The organism is Flavobacterium sp. GQ95, from assembly GCF_059758655.1.
Window position 1 is genome coordinate 424,453 of record NZ_JCAXEB010000002.1, and the last position, 16,801, is coordinate 441,253.

The following is a 16,801-nucleotide window of genomic DNA, read 5'->3' on the forward strand; positions in this document are numbered from 1 at the left end:
TGAATGACTGATGAAAAAGTAAAATTTTATAAAGGGGCTTATAAAACTATAATAATCATTAATTACTTTTATATCAATAATTTAAGCAGATGAATAGCCTGATTGTTATATTTCGCTATTCCTGTATTTTCCAAGTTGCAAAAGTAGTTTTTTATTATCGTATTTCCAAGTGGTTAACACGCTGAAAATCAATTATTTTTTTGAATGTTTGAGCAGGAGGTTTGTAGGCTTTATTTAGTCATGATAGTAAAACACAAAATCCGAATATAATTCATCATTCCACCAGTCTTTTCTTACTTCTGAAAAGTAATTGTAATTCAGTTTTCCTGCCTGCGATTGTAACGGATAAACTACTACACCATTTTCGCGATACGCTTTGTGTAAATCGGTTTCCGGAACAACCGGAACGATATGTCCGGAAAGTCCTCTTATTCTTCTTTTGGCACAAATAATTCCGATTCCGCCATTTTCATTTACCTTATTCTGAATTTCATCGGCAGTAAACATTTTCTTCCAGCCAAAATTCGGTCCCCATTCTGAAAACCAATCAGTTATGGCGCTAGAGTAAATTCGATCTACCGTTTTTTCAAAAATAGCTTCGACTTCTTGTCCTTCTGCCATTTTTTCAAGAGATTCAGCTGTCCACCAAACTGTTGGAAGATAGACTTTTGAGAAATAGCAATAATCATAAGAGTACACATTGCAATAGGTATCTTCAACTGTTCTTTGATATCTAAGGCTATTTTCAACATCCAATTTAGCAATCAGTTGGTGAATACTTTCTTTTTTACTGTCAACGTTCGTCAAATCTCTATAGGGAATAGTGGAATCACTAAGCGGTGTTTCCTTCATTTCCATAGAATCTAAGCGAGATTCCGGATCTGGTAATAAATCGGCTTTTTTTATTTGAGGATATGTAATTGGATTATTTTCCAGAGGTAACGAGGCTACTGATTCTATATGTTTTTCCATTATGACTTCTTAAAATTAATTGACCCAGCAGTATAGAAATTGAATGTTTATACCGTGTATTTTGTCAGCTAAAAAAGTAAATATAACAATTTAAACTTTCTGACAAGTTTTGGTAAAGGAAAATAGTAGAAAAATTATGCCATAAAAAATCCCATTTCTACCATGAAATAGATTTTTTTGTAGGATCAGCTTTTGTGATGAAAATTTTAATTTTAAGGATTTCCTTCGCCACCGCTAGAACCATAGATTAGTCCTGTGGCATAGCTAGCATCATTGCCGGAAGTTACACATAGATAAAAAAACAAATACTGCTCCCATACCTGTGATCGCTGTGCGACGGGATATTGTGTTTTTAACCCCATAATAAAATTGATTTTTAAGTTCTTTATTTTTTAAAACTCTTAATTATATTGATAATCAATTAAATATAGAAAATGGAAGTAAGAAGTTTTAAAGAATTATCATATATTATTACAGAAATATAATACAGATTCATGATGATTTCTTAATTTTTTGTTAAATTCAGAATTGTATTTTGTACTAAATGGTACAAAATTATATCTTTGTTTCATAATTAATTCAAAAATGGCTGGAAGACCTAAAATATTCGATGAACAGGAAGTAATTTCAAAAGCCGCTCAGGTCTTTTGGGAAAAAGGATATGAAGCTGCTTCTGCTGAAGAATTGTTAAAAGCGATGGGGATTGGAAAGGGGAGTTTCTATCTTTTTTTTAAAGGTGGAAAAAAAGAACTTTACGAAAAATCGTTACAGCAGTTTGCATCTAATTTGCTTTCACGATTGAAAAAAGAAATTGCTGAAAGTGAAAACCCTTTTGAGTATTTAAAGTCTTTTTTTCTTGAACTTTCAGACAATGCCAATATAAATAAAGCAAAGGGATGTTTCATGGGAAATGCTTTAGTTGAAATGGCAGCAAAGGATGAATATACCCGAAAAATGATAGCAAAACTTCTCTTTGAGTTGGAAAAAATATTTGTTGATGTCATTCAGACAAGTAAAGACAAAAATGTTATCAAAACAGATAAAAGTGCTGAGCTTCTCGGAAGTCATCTGCTTAATTTATGGAACGGAATTAATATTACCAGACGAATGAATATGAACGACGCTTCTTTGGCGGCTCTAATAAAATTTAATCTCGATATGATCGGGTGATTTTTTTTAACAAATTTTGTACTGATTGGTACAGAATAAAATTTAAACTTTTTATATTATGAAATACAAAATTTTTGGACAGAAAACCGGACTAAGAGTATCGGAACTGGCATTAGGAACAGGAAACTTTGGAACACGTTGGGGACATGGTTCTGACGAAGAAACCTCAAAAAATATATTCAATAAATATATTGAAGCGGGAGGTAATTTTATTGATACAGCCGATGGTTACCAAGTGGGACAATCAGAAGAAATCCTTGGAAATCTTATTAAAGAGAAACGCCACGATTTAATACTTTCTTCTAAATTCTCTACCGGAGGATCTACATTATTGACTACAGGAAATAGCAGAAAGAATATCATTCATTCTGTTGAGCAAAGCTTAAAACGATTAGATACCGATTATTTGGATATTTATTGGGCTCATCTTTCTGATGGACAAACTCCAATTGAAGAAATCATGAGAGCGATGGATGATTTAGTACGCCAGGGTAAGATTCTATATACCGGATTCTCAAATTTCCCTGCATGGAAAATCGCAAATGCGGCACTGCTGGCTGATCTTCGTGGCTGGGCACCAGTTGCGGGAATACAAATAGAATATAACCTTATTGAAAGAGGTGCTGACCGTGAATTACTGCCTATGGCAGAGTCATTAGGTCTGGGAGCTGCATTTTGGTCGCCATTAGCTGGCGGAACGCTGACAGGAAAATACCGTTCCAATCTTCAAAATGAACCATCAAGACAGCAGGCGTGGGGTGGTGCATTACTAAAAGGTGAAACTGGAAACAGGGAAACAGAAATTTTAAATGCGCTTGAAAATATTGCCAATGAAAAAGAAGCCAAAATATTAGATATAGCCTTAGCCTGGTTAAGACAAAAGCACGATAATAGTGGATTGTCAACTGTAACCATATTAGGTCCAAGAAATGAGCAACAGCTTGTTGATAATTTGAATTCATTGAATATTACACTCTCTGAGCAGGAAATTGAACTCCTTAATAAACTTAGTACAATTGATCTGGGATATCCGCATAGTATGATTTCAGAAAGTCAAAAAAGTATATTTGGAGAAAGTACAGGACTTGTAGAAGTAAAACATAAAGTATAAAAGCTCAGGAATTAAGAGAAATTTCCAGACAAATAGGATAAATAAAGAATAAAAAATGCTAAACGAAGAGTTTAGCATTTTTTATGTTAAAGCAGATTTATAAAATTTTATGCTGGAATATTCTATTTTTTTTACTTTTGTTATGATGTTATCAGAATTGTGTTAAATGTTATATACCAGTGCTTTAAGTATAGTTTTGATAGAAATGTAAATTAAAACCGATCATACGATGGAATCAGGAGAGGAAATATTTTTAAAATCAGTTAGAGAAATTTGCCCTAATATAACTGAAGATGAGCTCTCACAGTATGCTTCAAAATTTACATTTCAGGAACTAAATAAAAAAGATTTCTTTCTCAAATCGGGTAAAATACAAAAATCATTAGGTTTTATAGCAAAAGGATTAGTGCGTTCTTCTTTTGTAGATAATGACGGAAATGAAATTACCGTTGGTTTTTATGCAGGAGGCGAGTATGCTACACATTATCCTGCTTTTATTACCCAACAACCAAGCAAATATTCCATTCAATGTTTAGAACCAACTACTATGGTTTGCATTTCCTATGAAGCTCTGCAATGGATTTATGAAAACTTATCAGGTTTTGAAAAATATGGCAGATTAGTTGCCGAAGAAGTTTTAAAACGACAACAAGTCCGTATTGAAAGCTTCATATTTCAAACCGCTGAAGAGCGCTATATTGATTTCATCAAACATAATTCAGATCTGTTTAACAGAATATCCGTTTCTCATCTTTGTAGCTTTCTTGGCATTGAGAGACAATCGCTTACAAGAATTCGACAAAAATTAGCACATAAATAGTTTTTGACACTTTTGTGTCAGGTGCCCCTCTTCATTATTTAAAATCTTTGCAGTGTCAAATTAAATGAACTGCAATGAAAACGAACATCCTACTTATACTTGGACATCCTTCTGAAAATTCTTTTTGTAATGCATTATTAGACGCTTACAGAAAGGGAGCAGAAGCGGCAGGAGCAAACTGCAAAACGATCTATATATCCCAATTAGATTTCAATGTAAATCTTTCTGATGGATATAAAAACGGAGAAAATCTACAACTTGAAGAAGATTTAATCCGTTCGCAGGAACTTATCTTATGGGCAGATCATATTGTCCTGTCTTATCCAAACTGGTGGGGTTTTATGCCTGCCATTACCAAAGGATTTATAGACAGGATTCTGTTACCTGATTTCGCATTCAAACATCATTCAGGAAAAATATTCCCTGAAAAACTTTTAAAAGGAAAAAGCTTAAGACTTCTGGTTACGATGGATACGCCAAAATGGTGGTTTTATCTCATCTATCGTGCCTCACAATATCAAATTCTCAAAAACATTGTTTTCGGTTACGTAGGATTTGACCCTATCAAATTTTCCACTTTTGGTTTCATGATAAAATCAACTGAAAGCCAACGAAATAAGTGGTTAAAAAAAGTAGAACAATTAGGAAAACAACTTAAATAATTTAATCAATTAATAAAATCAAACATCATGAGACATTTAGCAAACGAGCACACAGTTGCTCAAATCAATCCAAAAAAAGGTTTCAGAATTCACTTATTAGTATTCGCATTAACTATTCCTGCCATTTGGCTAATATGGTTTTTTACAGACAGAAATTATCTATGGCCTGTATGGCAAACTGCAGCGTGGGGAATAGGTTTACTGTTTCATTATTTGGGTGTTTTTGTTTTTAAAAGAAAATAATTAACTCTTAAAAAGTAAAAGGTATGAAAGCAAAAACACATCTCTCAATTTCACAAATGGCAGTAATTTTTACAGCGCTATTTGTATCGTGTGGTGCATTTGCAACAGCACAAAATTTATCTAAAGGGAAAGTAACGTCTGAAGGACCTAAAAATCAAGAAATGATAGCAAAAATCACCCGTTATGAGGTAAAAAAGGAATTTCAGGAGAAATTTCAGAAAGCCGTAAGTGATTATGTTTTAGAATCGCTTCTAAATGATAGTAATATTATGTCAGAGGCTTATTTTGAACAAGATAATCAGACTATAATTTGGTTGTTTGAGCGTTGGATCAATGAAAAAGAATTGACCAAATTTAAAAACAATTCAAAATCCAAAGCTGTAATCGCCTTAGAAAAATCAGCATTAGTTAAGCCTGAAAAAATAATCTATGTAAAAGACTTAGAACCCATTTCGAAACAAGAATGGAGAAGAGTCAGTAAAGCAGAAGATAAACAGTTAACAATCATGCTTTTTGTAGATGCGAAGGCGGGTACTGAAGAAAATTTCAAAGCGGTTTATCACACGGCTATGCCTCAATTTAGAAGTGAGCCTGGTGTAGTAACGTATCAATTATCACAACTAACTGACGATAAAACTCAGTTTGTGACTTTTGAAAAATTCAGAAGTAATGAGGCATTTGAGTATCATTTGAATTTTCCGCCCATTCAGCCTGTGATTGATTACTTAAACACGAGTATAAAGAAACAGCCTTTTCAAGACGGAATTCGCAACTTAATCGAATTTGCACCGCTTACTCGCGAATAACATCAAAATTAAATTTTAAGTGCAATTATTAATATTTAAATCTAAAGAAAATGAAAACAATTAATCAAATCATTGCTGCAGGTATATTAAGTGTATTTGCTGTAGTTAATGCAGAAGCTCAGTTAACAGTAAAAACTAAAGAAATGAAAACAAATTATTCTCATGAGTTAGAAGTTGTGAATCAATTGGCTACTCAAACAGCGGTTGTAACTATGCCGGTATCAAAATTGTTAAACGCACCAGGAAATGAAGCTTTAAAAGATTTCTTCTTTACTCCTGTAAAAGACAAAACAATTCTTAAAGGAAAAAAAATAGCTGTTATTGTAGCAGACGGTTTTGAAGAAATTGAATTGACCGGACCAGTATGGTATTTCAAAGAATTGGGAGCTGATGTGGAAATAGTTGCTCCGAAGTACAATCCTGCTCCTGAAAGATACGGACTCGCATTTCCTGAAATGTCAAAAACACATGTAATGGCTATTCAATACTTACAACCAGTGGGCTGGATAAAATTTGACCGTACGGCAGATCAGATAAAGGTAAGCGATTATGATGCTGTATTTATTCCGGGTGGTGCCTGGAATCCGGATAATCTTCGTTATGACAAAGACGTTATTAAATTCATTCAGGACTTCAATAAATCAGGAAAATTGATTGCTGCTATTTGTCACGCTCCGGTTGTATTGGCATCTGCAGATATATTAAAAGGAAGAAAACTAACAGGATACTGGAACATTCAATCTGATTTGAAAAATGCGGGTGCAACTGTATTGGAACAGCCAGTTGTAACTGATGGAAATATAATTACAAGCAGACATCCAATTGATGTCGCCGATTTTTCAAGAGCTGTTGAAAGCTGGTTGATTAAAAAATAATTGCAGAAGACTTGATAGTGGAGTTATTAATTTTCTCCACTATCAAATCATCAAAACAAAAACAATAAATTTTAGCATAAATAATTATGAAGACAGATATTTTTAAACCGGCACAGATTGGTTTTTTACAATTAAAAAATCGCATTTTGATGGCACCTATGACAAGAGCGAGAAATGAAAATGGTATTCCAAACGAAAACAGTGAATTGTGCTATGCACAACGGGCAGGGGCTGGTTTAATTATTACTGAAGGAACAGCAATTTCTCCAACAGCAAAAGGAGTGCTTTATATTCCAGGATTGTATACAGAAGAACAGGTTGAAGGGTGGAAAAAAGTAACGGATGCAGTACACAAAAAAGGCAGTACAATATTCTCGCAATTATGGCATGTAGGCAGAGTGTCTCACACTTCAAACCAACCAAACGGAATTGCGCCAGTTGGGCCATCTGATATTCAGGCAAAAAATACTTCAGCCTGGGGATATGATGAAAACGGTGTTGAAGGTTTTGTACCAGCATCAAAGCCAAAAGCGCTTTCTTCAAATGAAGTTAAGGATGTTGTAAATGATTTTACAAATGCGGCTAAAAATGCCATTGAAGCAGGTTTTGACGGAGTAGAAATACACGGAGCAAATGGTTATTTGGTAGAACAATTTTTAAACCCTTTTGTAAACAACCGTACAGATGAATATGGTGGCAATATCGAAAATCGTTCAAGATTTTTATTAGAAATTGTTGACTCATTTATAGAGGCAGTTGGTAATGAAAAAGTCGGGATCAGACTAACACCTTACGGTGGTTTGGGAGATTTACCTCATTATGATGAAATAGAAGCCACTTATCAATATCTGGCCAAAGAATTAAAGAAAAGAAACATCGTTTACATCCATTTAATGGATCAACTTTCAAAAGGAAGTCATGCTTTGCCTGATGGTTTTATCGAGCGTTTTCGTTCCTGGTATGATGGTGTAATCATTTTGGCTGGTGGTATGAACAGAGAAAAATCAGAAGAACTTATTAATGCCGGAATAATTGATATTGCGGGATTTGGAGAACCTTTTATATCGAATCCGGATTTAGTAGAACGTTTAGAGAACAATTGGGAATTAACTCCTCCAAATCGTGATTTGCATTACGGATTAGGGGCACATGGTTATACAGATTGGGAAACGTATAGACAGTTTGTAACTGTTTAAATCTAAATAGTTAGCATCTTTTGCAAGCGGTAACAGCAGTGTTTGTTACCGTTTTCTAATACAGACAAATTCATTTGTATATTGTTGTAATTAATTTGTTGTGCTTAACATTCTGTATTACTTTTGATTAGGAACGAAAGTTTCTTGAAATTCATCAGAATGTATTATATGGAATTACCAAAGATACCTTTCTATAAAAAGTACAGCCTAATTTTTAAAGCGATCATTGCCGGAGGAATATTGGGTTTACTTTACGCTGCCGTTACTGATGCCGGATCAGGTTATGCTTATTTAAAACTTTTGCCCGGCACGATGATTGGAATTTTTATCAGTCTTATTGTCATAACATTTGAAAGATCTCTGAATTTTGATAAATATTCGTTTATAAAGACAATGATCTTTAAAGCACTTATTTACAGCTTAACCATATTGCTGTTTTTACTTTTTTTTGTTATCATTTTTGAGGAAATGTTGGGGCAGCTTTCCTATCAGGAAGTTGTAATTAAATATAGGAATGATCGATTGATTGAAGATTTTCTGTTTTCGCTTGGAGCATCCATCTTTTTAATTCTGTTTTTAGAAATAAGCAGTCTGCTAAGCAGCAGATTCTTTTCAAATTATTTTACGGGTCGATATCATCACCCCATTCAGGAAGAGCGAATTTTTATGTTTGTTGATGTAAAATCATCCACTACATTGGCTGAGCAGCTCGGAGATATTCTTTATAGTAAATTATTGCAGGATTTATTTAATGACTTTACAAATGCAATTCTGGCTTCGCGTGCAGAAGTTTATCAATATGCCGGAGACGAAATTATCCTGACATGGAAAACAGCTGTAGGTCTAAAGGAAGAGCGTTGTTTGTATTGTTTTTATCTGCTTAAGCAATGTATTAAAAATAAAGAGGAATACTATTTAATGAATTACAATATAGTTCCGAAGTTTAAAGCAGGCATGCACATGGGGACTGCAGTGACAACCTGGGTTGGAAAGGTAAAAAAAGAAATTGTCTATCATGGCGATCTTCTTAATACAACCTCCAGAATTCAATGTAAATGCAATGATTTCGATCATGATTTTGTAATTTCGGAAGCAATAAAAGAGATACTTCCTGAGGATCTGTTAATTATACACACACATCAGGGTGAAATACTTTTAAGAGGTAAAGCAAAGCCTATGAAGCTTTACACAGTTGATTTTAATTTTTAAATTTATATTATGAAAGCATTAGTTATTGGCGCGACAGGTTCAACAGGAGAATTTTTGGTTGACGAACTTTTAGCAGATGCAGCTTATACATCTGTTACGGTTTTTGTTAGAAGAGCAATAGGGAAGCGACATCCCAAATTGACAGAACAAATTATCGATTTTTCAAATATTTATTCTCATAAAGAATTGATAGTTGGTGATGTCTTTTTTTCTTGTTTAGGAACAACTCTTAAAGCTGCCGGTTCAAAAGAAAATCAAACCAAAATAGACTTTGATATTCCTGTAACGTTTGCAAGATTAGCAAAAGAAAACGGAGTTCCGTCTTTTGTTTTGTTATCTGCCTATGGGGCTTCTGCACAAAGCAAGGTTTTTTATTCTCAAATTAAAGGAAAACTCGAAGATGAGATTACAGCGCTTAATTTCGAGCAATATATTATTTTCAAACCCGGATTGCTTTTAAGACAAGACACTGATCGATTTGGTGAAAAAATTATGGGAAACATTCTGAAATTTGTTAATGCAGTAGGTTTATTTCAGAAATTTAAACCATTGCCAACAGCTTTATTAGCGAGGAAATTAGCAAAGGCACCGAAAGTATTACCAAAAGGCAATCATATAATTTCACTTGATGAAATATTCCCTTTTGGTGAATAATGCATGAAAATTGGTTTAATTCGCAGAAAATATTCCTGCTGTAAATGTTCTCTGTTTGATATTTATTCAAGTCCCTTTTTGGATAGAAAACTTTTGTCCTGTAAAATCTAAACATATTATGTTAATGCAGTCTTTTCTTTTGCGCCAATAATAAGAAGCCACAAACAGATTCCAATTTCTCCCAAAGCCGAAGGGATGCTTACATATTTAGAGAAACCAAAATCAGCATAACCAGGGATTAAAGTATTACCGAAAAAATTTATGAGGTAACCAAAGCATCCCATTATCAATAAAACTCCAAAAATTTTAGGTAAAAAGTCTGACTTGTAAACTAAATAACCAAACGGAAACAACCATAGTCCCCAAAATATCGAAACCATTAAAATGCCATTATCATATTGATTGAGATAAAACATTACCTGAGATTTCAATTGTTCATTTGTAAAAACAGTATAATTTTCGCCATTGATGAGAGACAGGACACTGAATTTATTTTGGATATTTAAAAATGAAACAGGAACACTAATTATGGCTAAAAGAACCATCAATTTTGCGTGTAATTCATTGACCGGCGCAAGGAGTTTATAAAGCGCAATAGGCAACATTAAAAAGAAAATATAACAGATTATACCACTTACAATTCCAAATCTGAAAAGTGTTTGAGATGCCTTTATCGCAGTAAAAGTCTCCGTTGGATTATCCCAAAAAATAAGTTTGGAAGGTACATAAGCCAGACTGAAAAAACCAGTTAACACGACAACGAGATATAGTAAACCGGCAATTCTGGCCTTTTTTTTATTTGATGTCATTTTGAAATTATTTAGATGGTTTCTTGTAAGTTAGTTTGTTTGGGCCAATTAAAGGCTTTCCAGACAATTATTGAAGTAACTATACTTTCTATAATTGCATATAAAACATAAAAAGATCTCCATTCCGAAATTGATGTAACTGCAATTAACAACATAATAGCTGTAAAAAGAAGGCCAAATATAATATTAAGCCATTTGTTTATTAATGGTTTTAATGAAACTGACAAACCAACCATCAGTGCCGGAATTGCTAATAATAAAGAAGCCAGAAATAATTTTTGGGGATTATTAAGTAAACTGCTTCCGTCAATAATACCTGTTGTTTTGCCAGGTACATAAAGTTCGAAATAGTCACCGTAGAGATATAAAAATGTTACAGATGCCCATAAAAAGGCAAGTTTAATTTTTACATTGATTTTGAAATCTTCAAGAATAGTTTTTTTCATCTTTTAGAGGTTTTAAATCTGTTTTTAAACTTTTAATAAGACGTTTAGTAGCTGATAATGTTACAGTTAATTATTAAAGTAAATTTAATGAATGAAACTAGAGCATTATCGAAAATATTTTAATCAGGGATTGTTGAGAATAGACCGCTTTTTCTCTTCTTCTTATATTTCGTGAAAATTTGTATTAATTAACGAAATGTAGTAAAAAATAAAAAAACGTATTTCATTTAACTTGTTGGTAATAAGTTATTTGTATCTTAGGTACGTTGATTGCTCCCCTTTCTTCAAGGCAGTAAAATTTATTGATTTATTTAAAAAGCAATTTTTAGAACGGTCAATAAAATGTAAAATTATCATAGGCAATATTTTATTACTCATTAAATATTTAATCGTATGACAAAATCAAAATCAATAATTCTGATTCATGGAAACTTTGTAAATGACGTTACCTGGTCAAATTGGAAAAGCCATTATGAACAAAAAGGGTATACTGTTTATACACCAGCTAATCCGGGACATGAAGGAAATCCTGCAGCTTTAAGAAATCAGGTACATCCTGCACTTACTAAAACAGGGTTTATAGATGTGGTGGACAACATTTCTAAACTGATCGACAGTCTGCCTGAAAAACCATTAATCATTGGACATTCTATGGCAGGAATGGCAGCTATGAAATTATTAGAATTGGGTAAGGCAGCCGCAGCCGTCAGTATAGATGGTGCACCTCCCAAAAATGTATTTCCGCCGCTTCAAACATTAAAATCAGTACTACCTGCATTTGGTTTTTTTTCCGGGAAAGACTATTTTATGGGAAGCCGCGAATGGTACGATAAATGTTTTTTCAATACCACACCTTCTGATGAAAGAGCGCATGCTTTTGAAAGTTTTGCTGTTCCGGAAAGTTTTAAAGTAAGTCGTGAATTAGTCCTAAACTCTTTTTCTAATATTGATTTTAGAAAACCACATGAGCCTATTTTATTTATTGGTGGTGGTAGCGACAATATTTTCCCACCATCGCTTACAACAACCTTGGCAAATAAGTATAAAGACAAAAATAGCCGTGTCGATTTAAAGATTTTTCAGGGAAAGAGCCACTTCATCTGCGGAGAAAAAGGATGGGAAGTGGTGGCCGACTATATTTTAGACTGGTATGAAAAACTATAATTTTTTGTAACGGTTTTTAGTAACTTAGATTACAAAGTCAGATTCAATTTTAAATCATTTATAAACATTAAAAGAAACTAAAATGAGCAAGTTTACAGTAAAAGACGGAACAGAACTTTATTATAAAGATTGGGGAACAGGACAGCCTATTTTTTTTCATCACGGCTGGCCATTATCTGCAGATGATTGGGATGCGCAAATGTTGTTTTTCTTAGATCAGGGATTCAGAGTTATTGCACATGACAGACGCGGGCATGGCAGATCTACACAAACCTATACCGGCAATGAGATGGATACGTATGCAGCTGATGTAGCACAACTTACCGAATTTTTAAATTTGAAAGATGCCATACATATAGGACATTCAACAGGAGGCGGAGAAGCGATAAGATATGCTGCTAAATACGGAAGCAGAGTAGCAAAAGTAATATTGATTAGTGCAGTAACGCCTTATATGGTACTGAACGACAATAATCCAGATGGAGTTCCGATTGCAGTATTTGATGATATTCGTTTTAATACGGGCAATAACAGACAACAATTTTATCAAGATTTAACTTTTCCGTTTTACGGATACAATAGAGAAGGAGCTGATGTGAAAAAAGGAATTCAGGATAATTGGTGGCGTCAGGGAATGATGGGCGGAATTAAGGCACATTACGACTGTATAAAAGCTTTTTCCGAGACTGATTTTACTGAAGATTTAAAAAGTGTTGACAAGCCAGTACTTATTCTGCATGGAGAAGACGATCAAATTGTTCCGTATGTGCCAACAGCTTTAAGAGCAGCTAAACTTGTGAAAAATGGAAAATTGATTACCTATCCAGGTTTATGCCATGGAATGCCAACGACAGATGCACCAACTATTAATGCAGATATTTTGGCTTTTATTAAGTCTTAAAAAGAGAGGCTATTAAAGAATAATAACTACAAAAGCTCCATTAAAAATGGAGCTTTTTTCATTGTAGTTTTTATATAATATTCTTTTTTGTATTATAAATCAGCCTGACAGGGCGTTGTACGATCTATTTAGTCAGTTATAGTAGACAGAAATTTATTGTAGTTGTTTCAAGTTATAGATTGAAACATCTTTAGTAAAATACTTGTTTCTTATAGTTGTAACTTAGATGGTGTTATCTACTTAAACCAATAAGATATGTCGATCCCTGAAGAACTTTATAATGCGAAATTTGCTGAGTTTATGGAATCCATTAAAATTCTGTATCTCATTGATGATAAATTCAAAACGATCTGCGACGACTATTGTCATAGTAAAATAAAAACAGAAAAGCTCAAGAAAAAATTTGAAAAAAGTTTTAATCAAAAATTAAAATGCGAAAATTTATCAAAAGAACTTGAAGAAGAGATACTGTTTTATTTATTAAAGAAAGTTTAGATTTCCATTTGTTTCAAAAACTGTCGCTGATTATTGTTTCATTTTATAATATGAAACAGCTTTTTTGAAAACCTTATAATTTTAAAGAAAGCGCAACTTTTCTTCTTCAATATCCAAATAATGCATTTGCCTTCTGATTATAGATTCGTCTAAAGTTCGATCCTCCTTATTTTTATTGATCAGCCATTGCCTTTGTTCGTTTAACAGATCGATATAAATAACTTTAAGCTCTTCTCCAATAGACTCGTCATCTATTCCATTGCTGTGAAGTTCCCATTTCTGAATGAGATGCTGCAGCGGTGTATTGTTTTCAATCTCACCACTGTAATGTGTTTTTAGATAATTTATAGCGTGTTCAGCTAATTCTTTTCGCAACGTATTGTAGGCTTCTTCACGAGGTATTGGATCATAAATATCCGTAAGGTTAATTTTTCTGATAAAGTAAGGTAATGTTAATCCCTGAATTACCAAAGTGAGAAGAATAACAATAAACGTGATGAACAAAATAAGGTTTCGTTGCGGAAAACCATTTCCGTTATTCAAATAAACAGGTATTGATAATGCTGCGGCAAGAGAAACAACACCGCGCATTCCAGTCCAGCCAAGTATAAAAGGTGTTTTTATACCGGGATTTCTCGTATCAGCTACAGTAATGAAGTTACGGGCAATCAATGTTACTACTACAGCTCCATACGAAGAAAGCATTCGGCTTACTATCAAAACAATTGTTATAAGTACTCCATACCCAATAGCTGATGGAAGACTTACATCTTCAAGGCCTTTCGTGATTTGCGGTAAATCTAACCCTATAAGCATAAAAACGAATCCATTTAATATAAAACAGAAGCTCTCCCAAACATTTACACCACGCAAACGAGATTTGCTATTAAGAAAACGGTGTCTGTTATTTGATAAAAGCAAACCTCCGCTTACTACAGCCAGAACTCCGGAGCAGTGAACTTCTTCGGCAGCGAGATAAATAATATATGGTGTAAGCAGACTAAGAACAATATCGGCATTGGCGTCAGTAGGTAAATATTTATGAGCTTTCATAAAAAGCCATCCAATTAGTAATCCTATAGCTACTCCGCCAATAATCATCCAGCTAAAACTTGTAGCAGCTTTGTAAAATATAAACTGTTCTGTCGCGACGGCAATCATGGCAAATCTGAAAATGATTAAGGAAGACGCATCATTCAATAAGCTTTCGCCTTCTAATATAGACGAAATTGCTTTTGGTACTTTAACGAATTTCAAAATAGCACCAGCACTAACTGCATCTGGCGGAGATATAATTCCACCCAATACAAAACCTAGTGCTAATGAAAAGCCGGGAATAAAATAATTGGCAACTAATGCTACTGAAAGTGCCGACAGAAAAACGACAACAAAAGCAAAACTTGTAATGATTCGTCGCCAACGCCACATTTCTTTCCAGGAAACGGTCCAGGCTGCTTCATATAATAGAGGGGGAAGAAAAATAAAAAATATGAGTTCGGGCTCGATATTTATTACAGGTACACCAGGAATAAAACTAATAGCTAGTCCTGCTAATACTAATAAAATAGGGTAAGCTACTTTTATTTTGTTTGCTATCATAATTAGCAATAAAATAACTAGTAATATACCAAGATAAAAGGGAAAGTCGTCAAGCATTCTTTTAATTTATAAGAGGAAATTTAATGTTGTATTCAACTAATATAGTCAGTATTCTTTGAAATATAGTATTGCAGATATTAGATCTTGTTCAAATGATTTTGACAATTCTTATCTGATTAAATACTATTTCTTTAGCTAATTTAATTAATTTTAGTTGAATATGTACATAAGCCCATTTAGAAGATAAATTAAAAAGAATCAAAAATATTTTGGTTATAAGTTGACTGAAAAAATATAATCGATATGGATACTAATGCATTTCATATGTGTTTTGCAAATCATTACTCCTTACTTTAGAAAATTGTTTTTTGGATTTCAAATCTTCCGGGATTTTCTTAAAGTTTTCAGCAATTGGGATGTAGATGTTAAAGGTAACGCCCTTATTTAAATTGCCATCAGCAATTATAATTCCGTTGTGGTTCTCTACAATTTTCTTTACAATGGCTAAACCAATTCCTGTTCCGGAATAATCTTTGGTGTGATGCAATCTTTGAAATATAACGAAGATGTTTTGATTGTACTGTGCTTCGAAACCAATTCCGTTATCCTGAAAACTAAAATTCCAATAATCACAAATTTGTGGACTGTTTGGCAGATTAAGAGCCCTGAATTCTTCATTTTTCAGAATTTCAGATTGTATCGTAATTTGAAGAGGAATTTCAGGGATAGAAAATTTTAGTGAATTGCTGATTAAATTGTATATAAGCTGTCTAAATTGAAAAGCCATAATATTGACAGGTGTTAATCCATTTATTTTAAAAACAGCTTTTTTATGATGAATTGTATCATTAAGTTCTGATTTTACATCGTCAATAATATCTTGTAAATCGGTCATTTCGTATTGATGAACTACTGTACTGACCCTTGAAAGATCTAACAAATCTTCAATGAGTTGTCTCATTCTTGTTGCCGCGACATGTATACGGTTCAAATTATTTTTTCCGTCTTCGGTCATGGTTTTTATTTCTTTTTCCATCATAATTGAAATAAAGATCTGAATTTTTCGAAGCGGTTCCTGAAGATCATGACTTGAGATAAAATTGAATGCAAGCAGTTCTTTATTGGCATTGAGTAGTTCAATAGCTCTTTTTTCCTTTTCAGCATTTTGAAATTCCAATTCCTGATTGGCTATTAGTAATGCTGCAGTTTGTATTTTTAGTCTATTGAGCAGGGTTTCTTTTTCTATTAATTCCTCAGCTTCTTTAAGTGCGCGGGTAATCTTTTGTAATAAGGAAGAAAAATTATTCTTAGAGACATAATCTGTTACACCTTCTTTTATAAGCATTACAGCATTTTCCTCACCAATAGTGCCTGAAATAATTATAAAAGGTATAGCAAGTTCCCTGTCTTTAATTATTTTAAAGGCAGAACCAGCATCAAACGCAGGCAACGAATAGTCTGACAGTATAATATCCGGACAAAAAGTATCAAGGGATTCTTCAAAAGCTTTTCTTGATTCAACTATTTTGGAGGTAAATGACAATCCGGATTTTATCAAATGCCTGACTATTAAGTCGGCATCAGCAGTATTGTCTTCTAATAACAATACTTTTATATCTTTTTTAATTTGATATGGAGTCATAGTTTCAGATTAAAATAATTGTTCGCT

General features: G+C 33.3%; 18 protein-coding genes. 13 read left to right on the top strand and 5 right to left on the bottom strand.

Translation table 11 applies throughout. The features are described 5' to 3' along the window. Window positions 1–234 precede the first annotated feature (234 nt). Window positions 235–972: a hypothetical protein gene (locus AC6CH4_RS06485; RefSeq protein ID WP_498101272.1), complete on the bottom strand. Its 738-nt coding sequence runs from the start codon at window positions 970–972 to the stop codon at window positions 235–237. Between the two features lie 585 nt (window positions 973–1,557). Here AC6CH4_RS06485 and AC6CH4_RS06490 point away from each other — a divergent pair. The 10 genes from AC6CH4_RS06490 (at window position 1,558) to AC6CH4_RS06535 (ending at window position 9,718) form a co-directional block, all read left to right on the top strand. Beyond that, window positions 1,558–2,142, top strand: a complete 585-nt coding sequence (locus AC6CH4_RS06490; protein ID WP_498101274.1) for a TetR/AcrR family transcriptional regulator — start codon at window positions 1,558–1,560, stop codon at window positions 2,140–2,142. Window positions 2,143–2,200: 58 nt separating this feature from the next. Then, window positions 2,201–3,253 (top strand): aldo/keto reductase, encoded by a 1,053-nt coding sequence (locus tag AC6CH4_RS06495; protein ID WP_498101276.1) that lies wholly within the window; start codon window positions 2,201–2,203, stop codon window positions 3,251–3,253. Between the two features lie 229 nt (window positions 3,254–3,482). Further along, a complete protein-coding gene (locus tag AC6CH4_RS06500; protein ID WP_498101278.1) occupies window positions 3,483–4,073 on the top strand; it encodes a Crp/Fnr family transcriptional regulator in 591 nt (196 codons plus the stop codon). A 74-nt stretch (window positions 4,074–4,147) separates the two neighbouring features. After that, a complete protein-coding gene (locus AC6CH4_RS06505) occupies window positions 4,148–4,735 on the top strand; it encodes an NAD(P)H-dependent oxidoreductase (protein WP_498101280.1) in 588 nt (195 codons plus the stop codon). Between the two features lie 27 nt (window positions 4,736–4,762). After that, window positions 4,763–4,978 carry a 2TM domain-containing protein gene (locus tag AC6CH4_RS06510; RefSeq protein ID WP_498101282.1) on the top strand — a complete coding sequence of 72 codons (216 nt, stop codon included), beginning with the start codon at window positions 4,763–4,765 and terminating at the stop codon, window positions 4,976–4,978. Between the two features lie 23 nt (window positions 4,979–5,001). Next, window positions 5,002–5,784, top strand: coding sequence for a putative quinol monooxygenase (locus tag AC6CH4_RS06515; protein ID WP_498101284.1), 783 nt, complete (start codon window positions 5,002–5,004; stop codon window positions 5,782–5,784). Between the two features lie 50 nt (window positions 5,785–5,834). After that, entirely contained in the window at window positions 5,835–6,659 is an 825-nt protein-coding gene (locus AC6CH4_RS06520; protein WP_498101286.1) for a DJ-1/PfpI/YhbO family deglycase/protease, read from the top strand. An 86-nt stretch (window positions 6,660–6,745) separates the two neighbouring features. After that, entirely contained in the window at window positions 6,746–7,855 is a 1,110-nt protein-coding gene (locus AC6CH4_RS06525) for an alkene reductase (RefSeq protein WP_498101288.1), read from the top strand. Window positions 7,856–8,023: 168 nt separating this feature from the next. Then, window positions 8,024–9,064 carry an adenylate/guanylate cyclase domain-containing protein gene (locus AC6CH4_RS06530; RefSeq protein WP_498101290.1) on the top strand — a complete coding sequence of 347 codons (1,041 nt, stop codon included), beginning with the start codon at window positions 8,024–8,026 and terminating at the stop codon, window positions 9,062–9,064. Window positions 9,065–9,073: 9 nt separating this feature from the next. Further along, the gene (locus AC6CH4_RS06535; RefSeq protein ID WP_498101292.1) at window positions 9,074–9,718 is read left to right on the top strand and encodes an NAD(P)H-binding protein; all 645 of its coding nucleotides are present in this window, start codon (window positions 9,074–9,076) and stop codon (window positions 9,716–9,718) included. 116 nt (window positions 9,719–9,834) lie between these two features. Here AC6CH4_RS06535 and AC6CH4_RS06540 read toward each other — a convergent pair whose 3' ends face one another. Next, window positions 9,835–10,527: a DUF4386 domain-containing protein gene (locus tag AC6CH4_RS06540; protein WP_498101294.1), complete on the bottom strand. Its 693-nt coding sequence runs from the start codon at window positions 10,525–10,527 to the stop codon at window positions 9,835–9,837. 11 nt (window positions 10,528–10,538) lie between these two features. Continuing rightward, window positions 10,539–10,973 carry a DUF6326 family protein gene (locus AC6CH4_RS06545; protein WP_498101296.1) on the bottom strand — a complete coding sequence of 145 codons (435 nt, stop codon included), beginning with the start codon at window positions 10,971–10,973 and terminating at the stop codon, window positions 10,539–10,541. A 393-nt stretch (window positions 10,974–11,366) separates the two neighbouring features. Between AC6CH4_RS06545 and AC6CH4_RS06550 the strand changes: the two genes are divergently transcribed. The 3 genes from AC6CH4_RS06550 (at window position 11,367) to AC6CH4_RS06560 (ending at window position 13,533) form a co-directional block, all read left to right on the top strand. Then, window positions 11,367–12,137, top strand: a complete 771-nt coding sequence (locus AC6CH4_RS06550; RefSeq protein WP_498101298.1) for an alpha/beta hydrolase — start codon at window positions 11,367–11,369, stop codon at window positions 12,135–12,137. 82 nt (window positions 12,138–12,219) lie between these two features. Next, a complete protein-coding gene (locus AC6CH4_RS06555; protein ID WP_498101300.1) occupies window positions 12,220–13,038 on the top strand; it encodes an alpha/beta fold hydrolase in 819 nt (272 codons plus the stop codon). A gap of 255 nt (window positions 13,039–13,293) precedes the next feature. Then, window positions 13,294–13,533: a hypothetical protein gene (locus AC6CH4_RS06560; RefSeq protein WP_498101302.1), complete on the top strand. Its 240-nt coding sequence runs from the start codon at window positions 13,294–13,296 to the stop codon at window positions 13,531–13,533. Between the two features lie 81 nt (window positions 13,534–13,614). Here AC6CH4_RS06560 and AC6CH4_RS06565 read toward each other — a convergent pair whose 3' ends face one another. Both AC6CH4_RS06565 and AC6CH4_RS06570 read right to left on the bottom strand, forming a co-directional pair. Further along, window positions 13,615–15,189 carry a Na+/H+ antiporter gene (locus AC6CH4_RS06565; protein WP_498101304.1) on the bottom strand — a complete coding sequence of 525 codons (1,575 nt, stop codon included), beginning with the start codon at window positions 15,187–15,189 and terminating at the stop codon, window positions 13,615–13,617. A 253-nt stretch (window positions 15,190–15,442) separates the two neighbouring features. Beyond that, complete coding sequence (locus tag AC6CH4_RS06570) at window positions 15,443–16,774, bottom strand: sensor histidine kinase (RefSeq protein WP_498101306.1); 1,332 nt, start codon at window positions 16,772–16,774, stop codon at window positions 15,443–15,445. Between the last annotated feature and the right edge of the window lie 27 nt (window positions 16,775–16,801).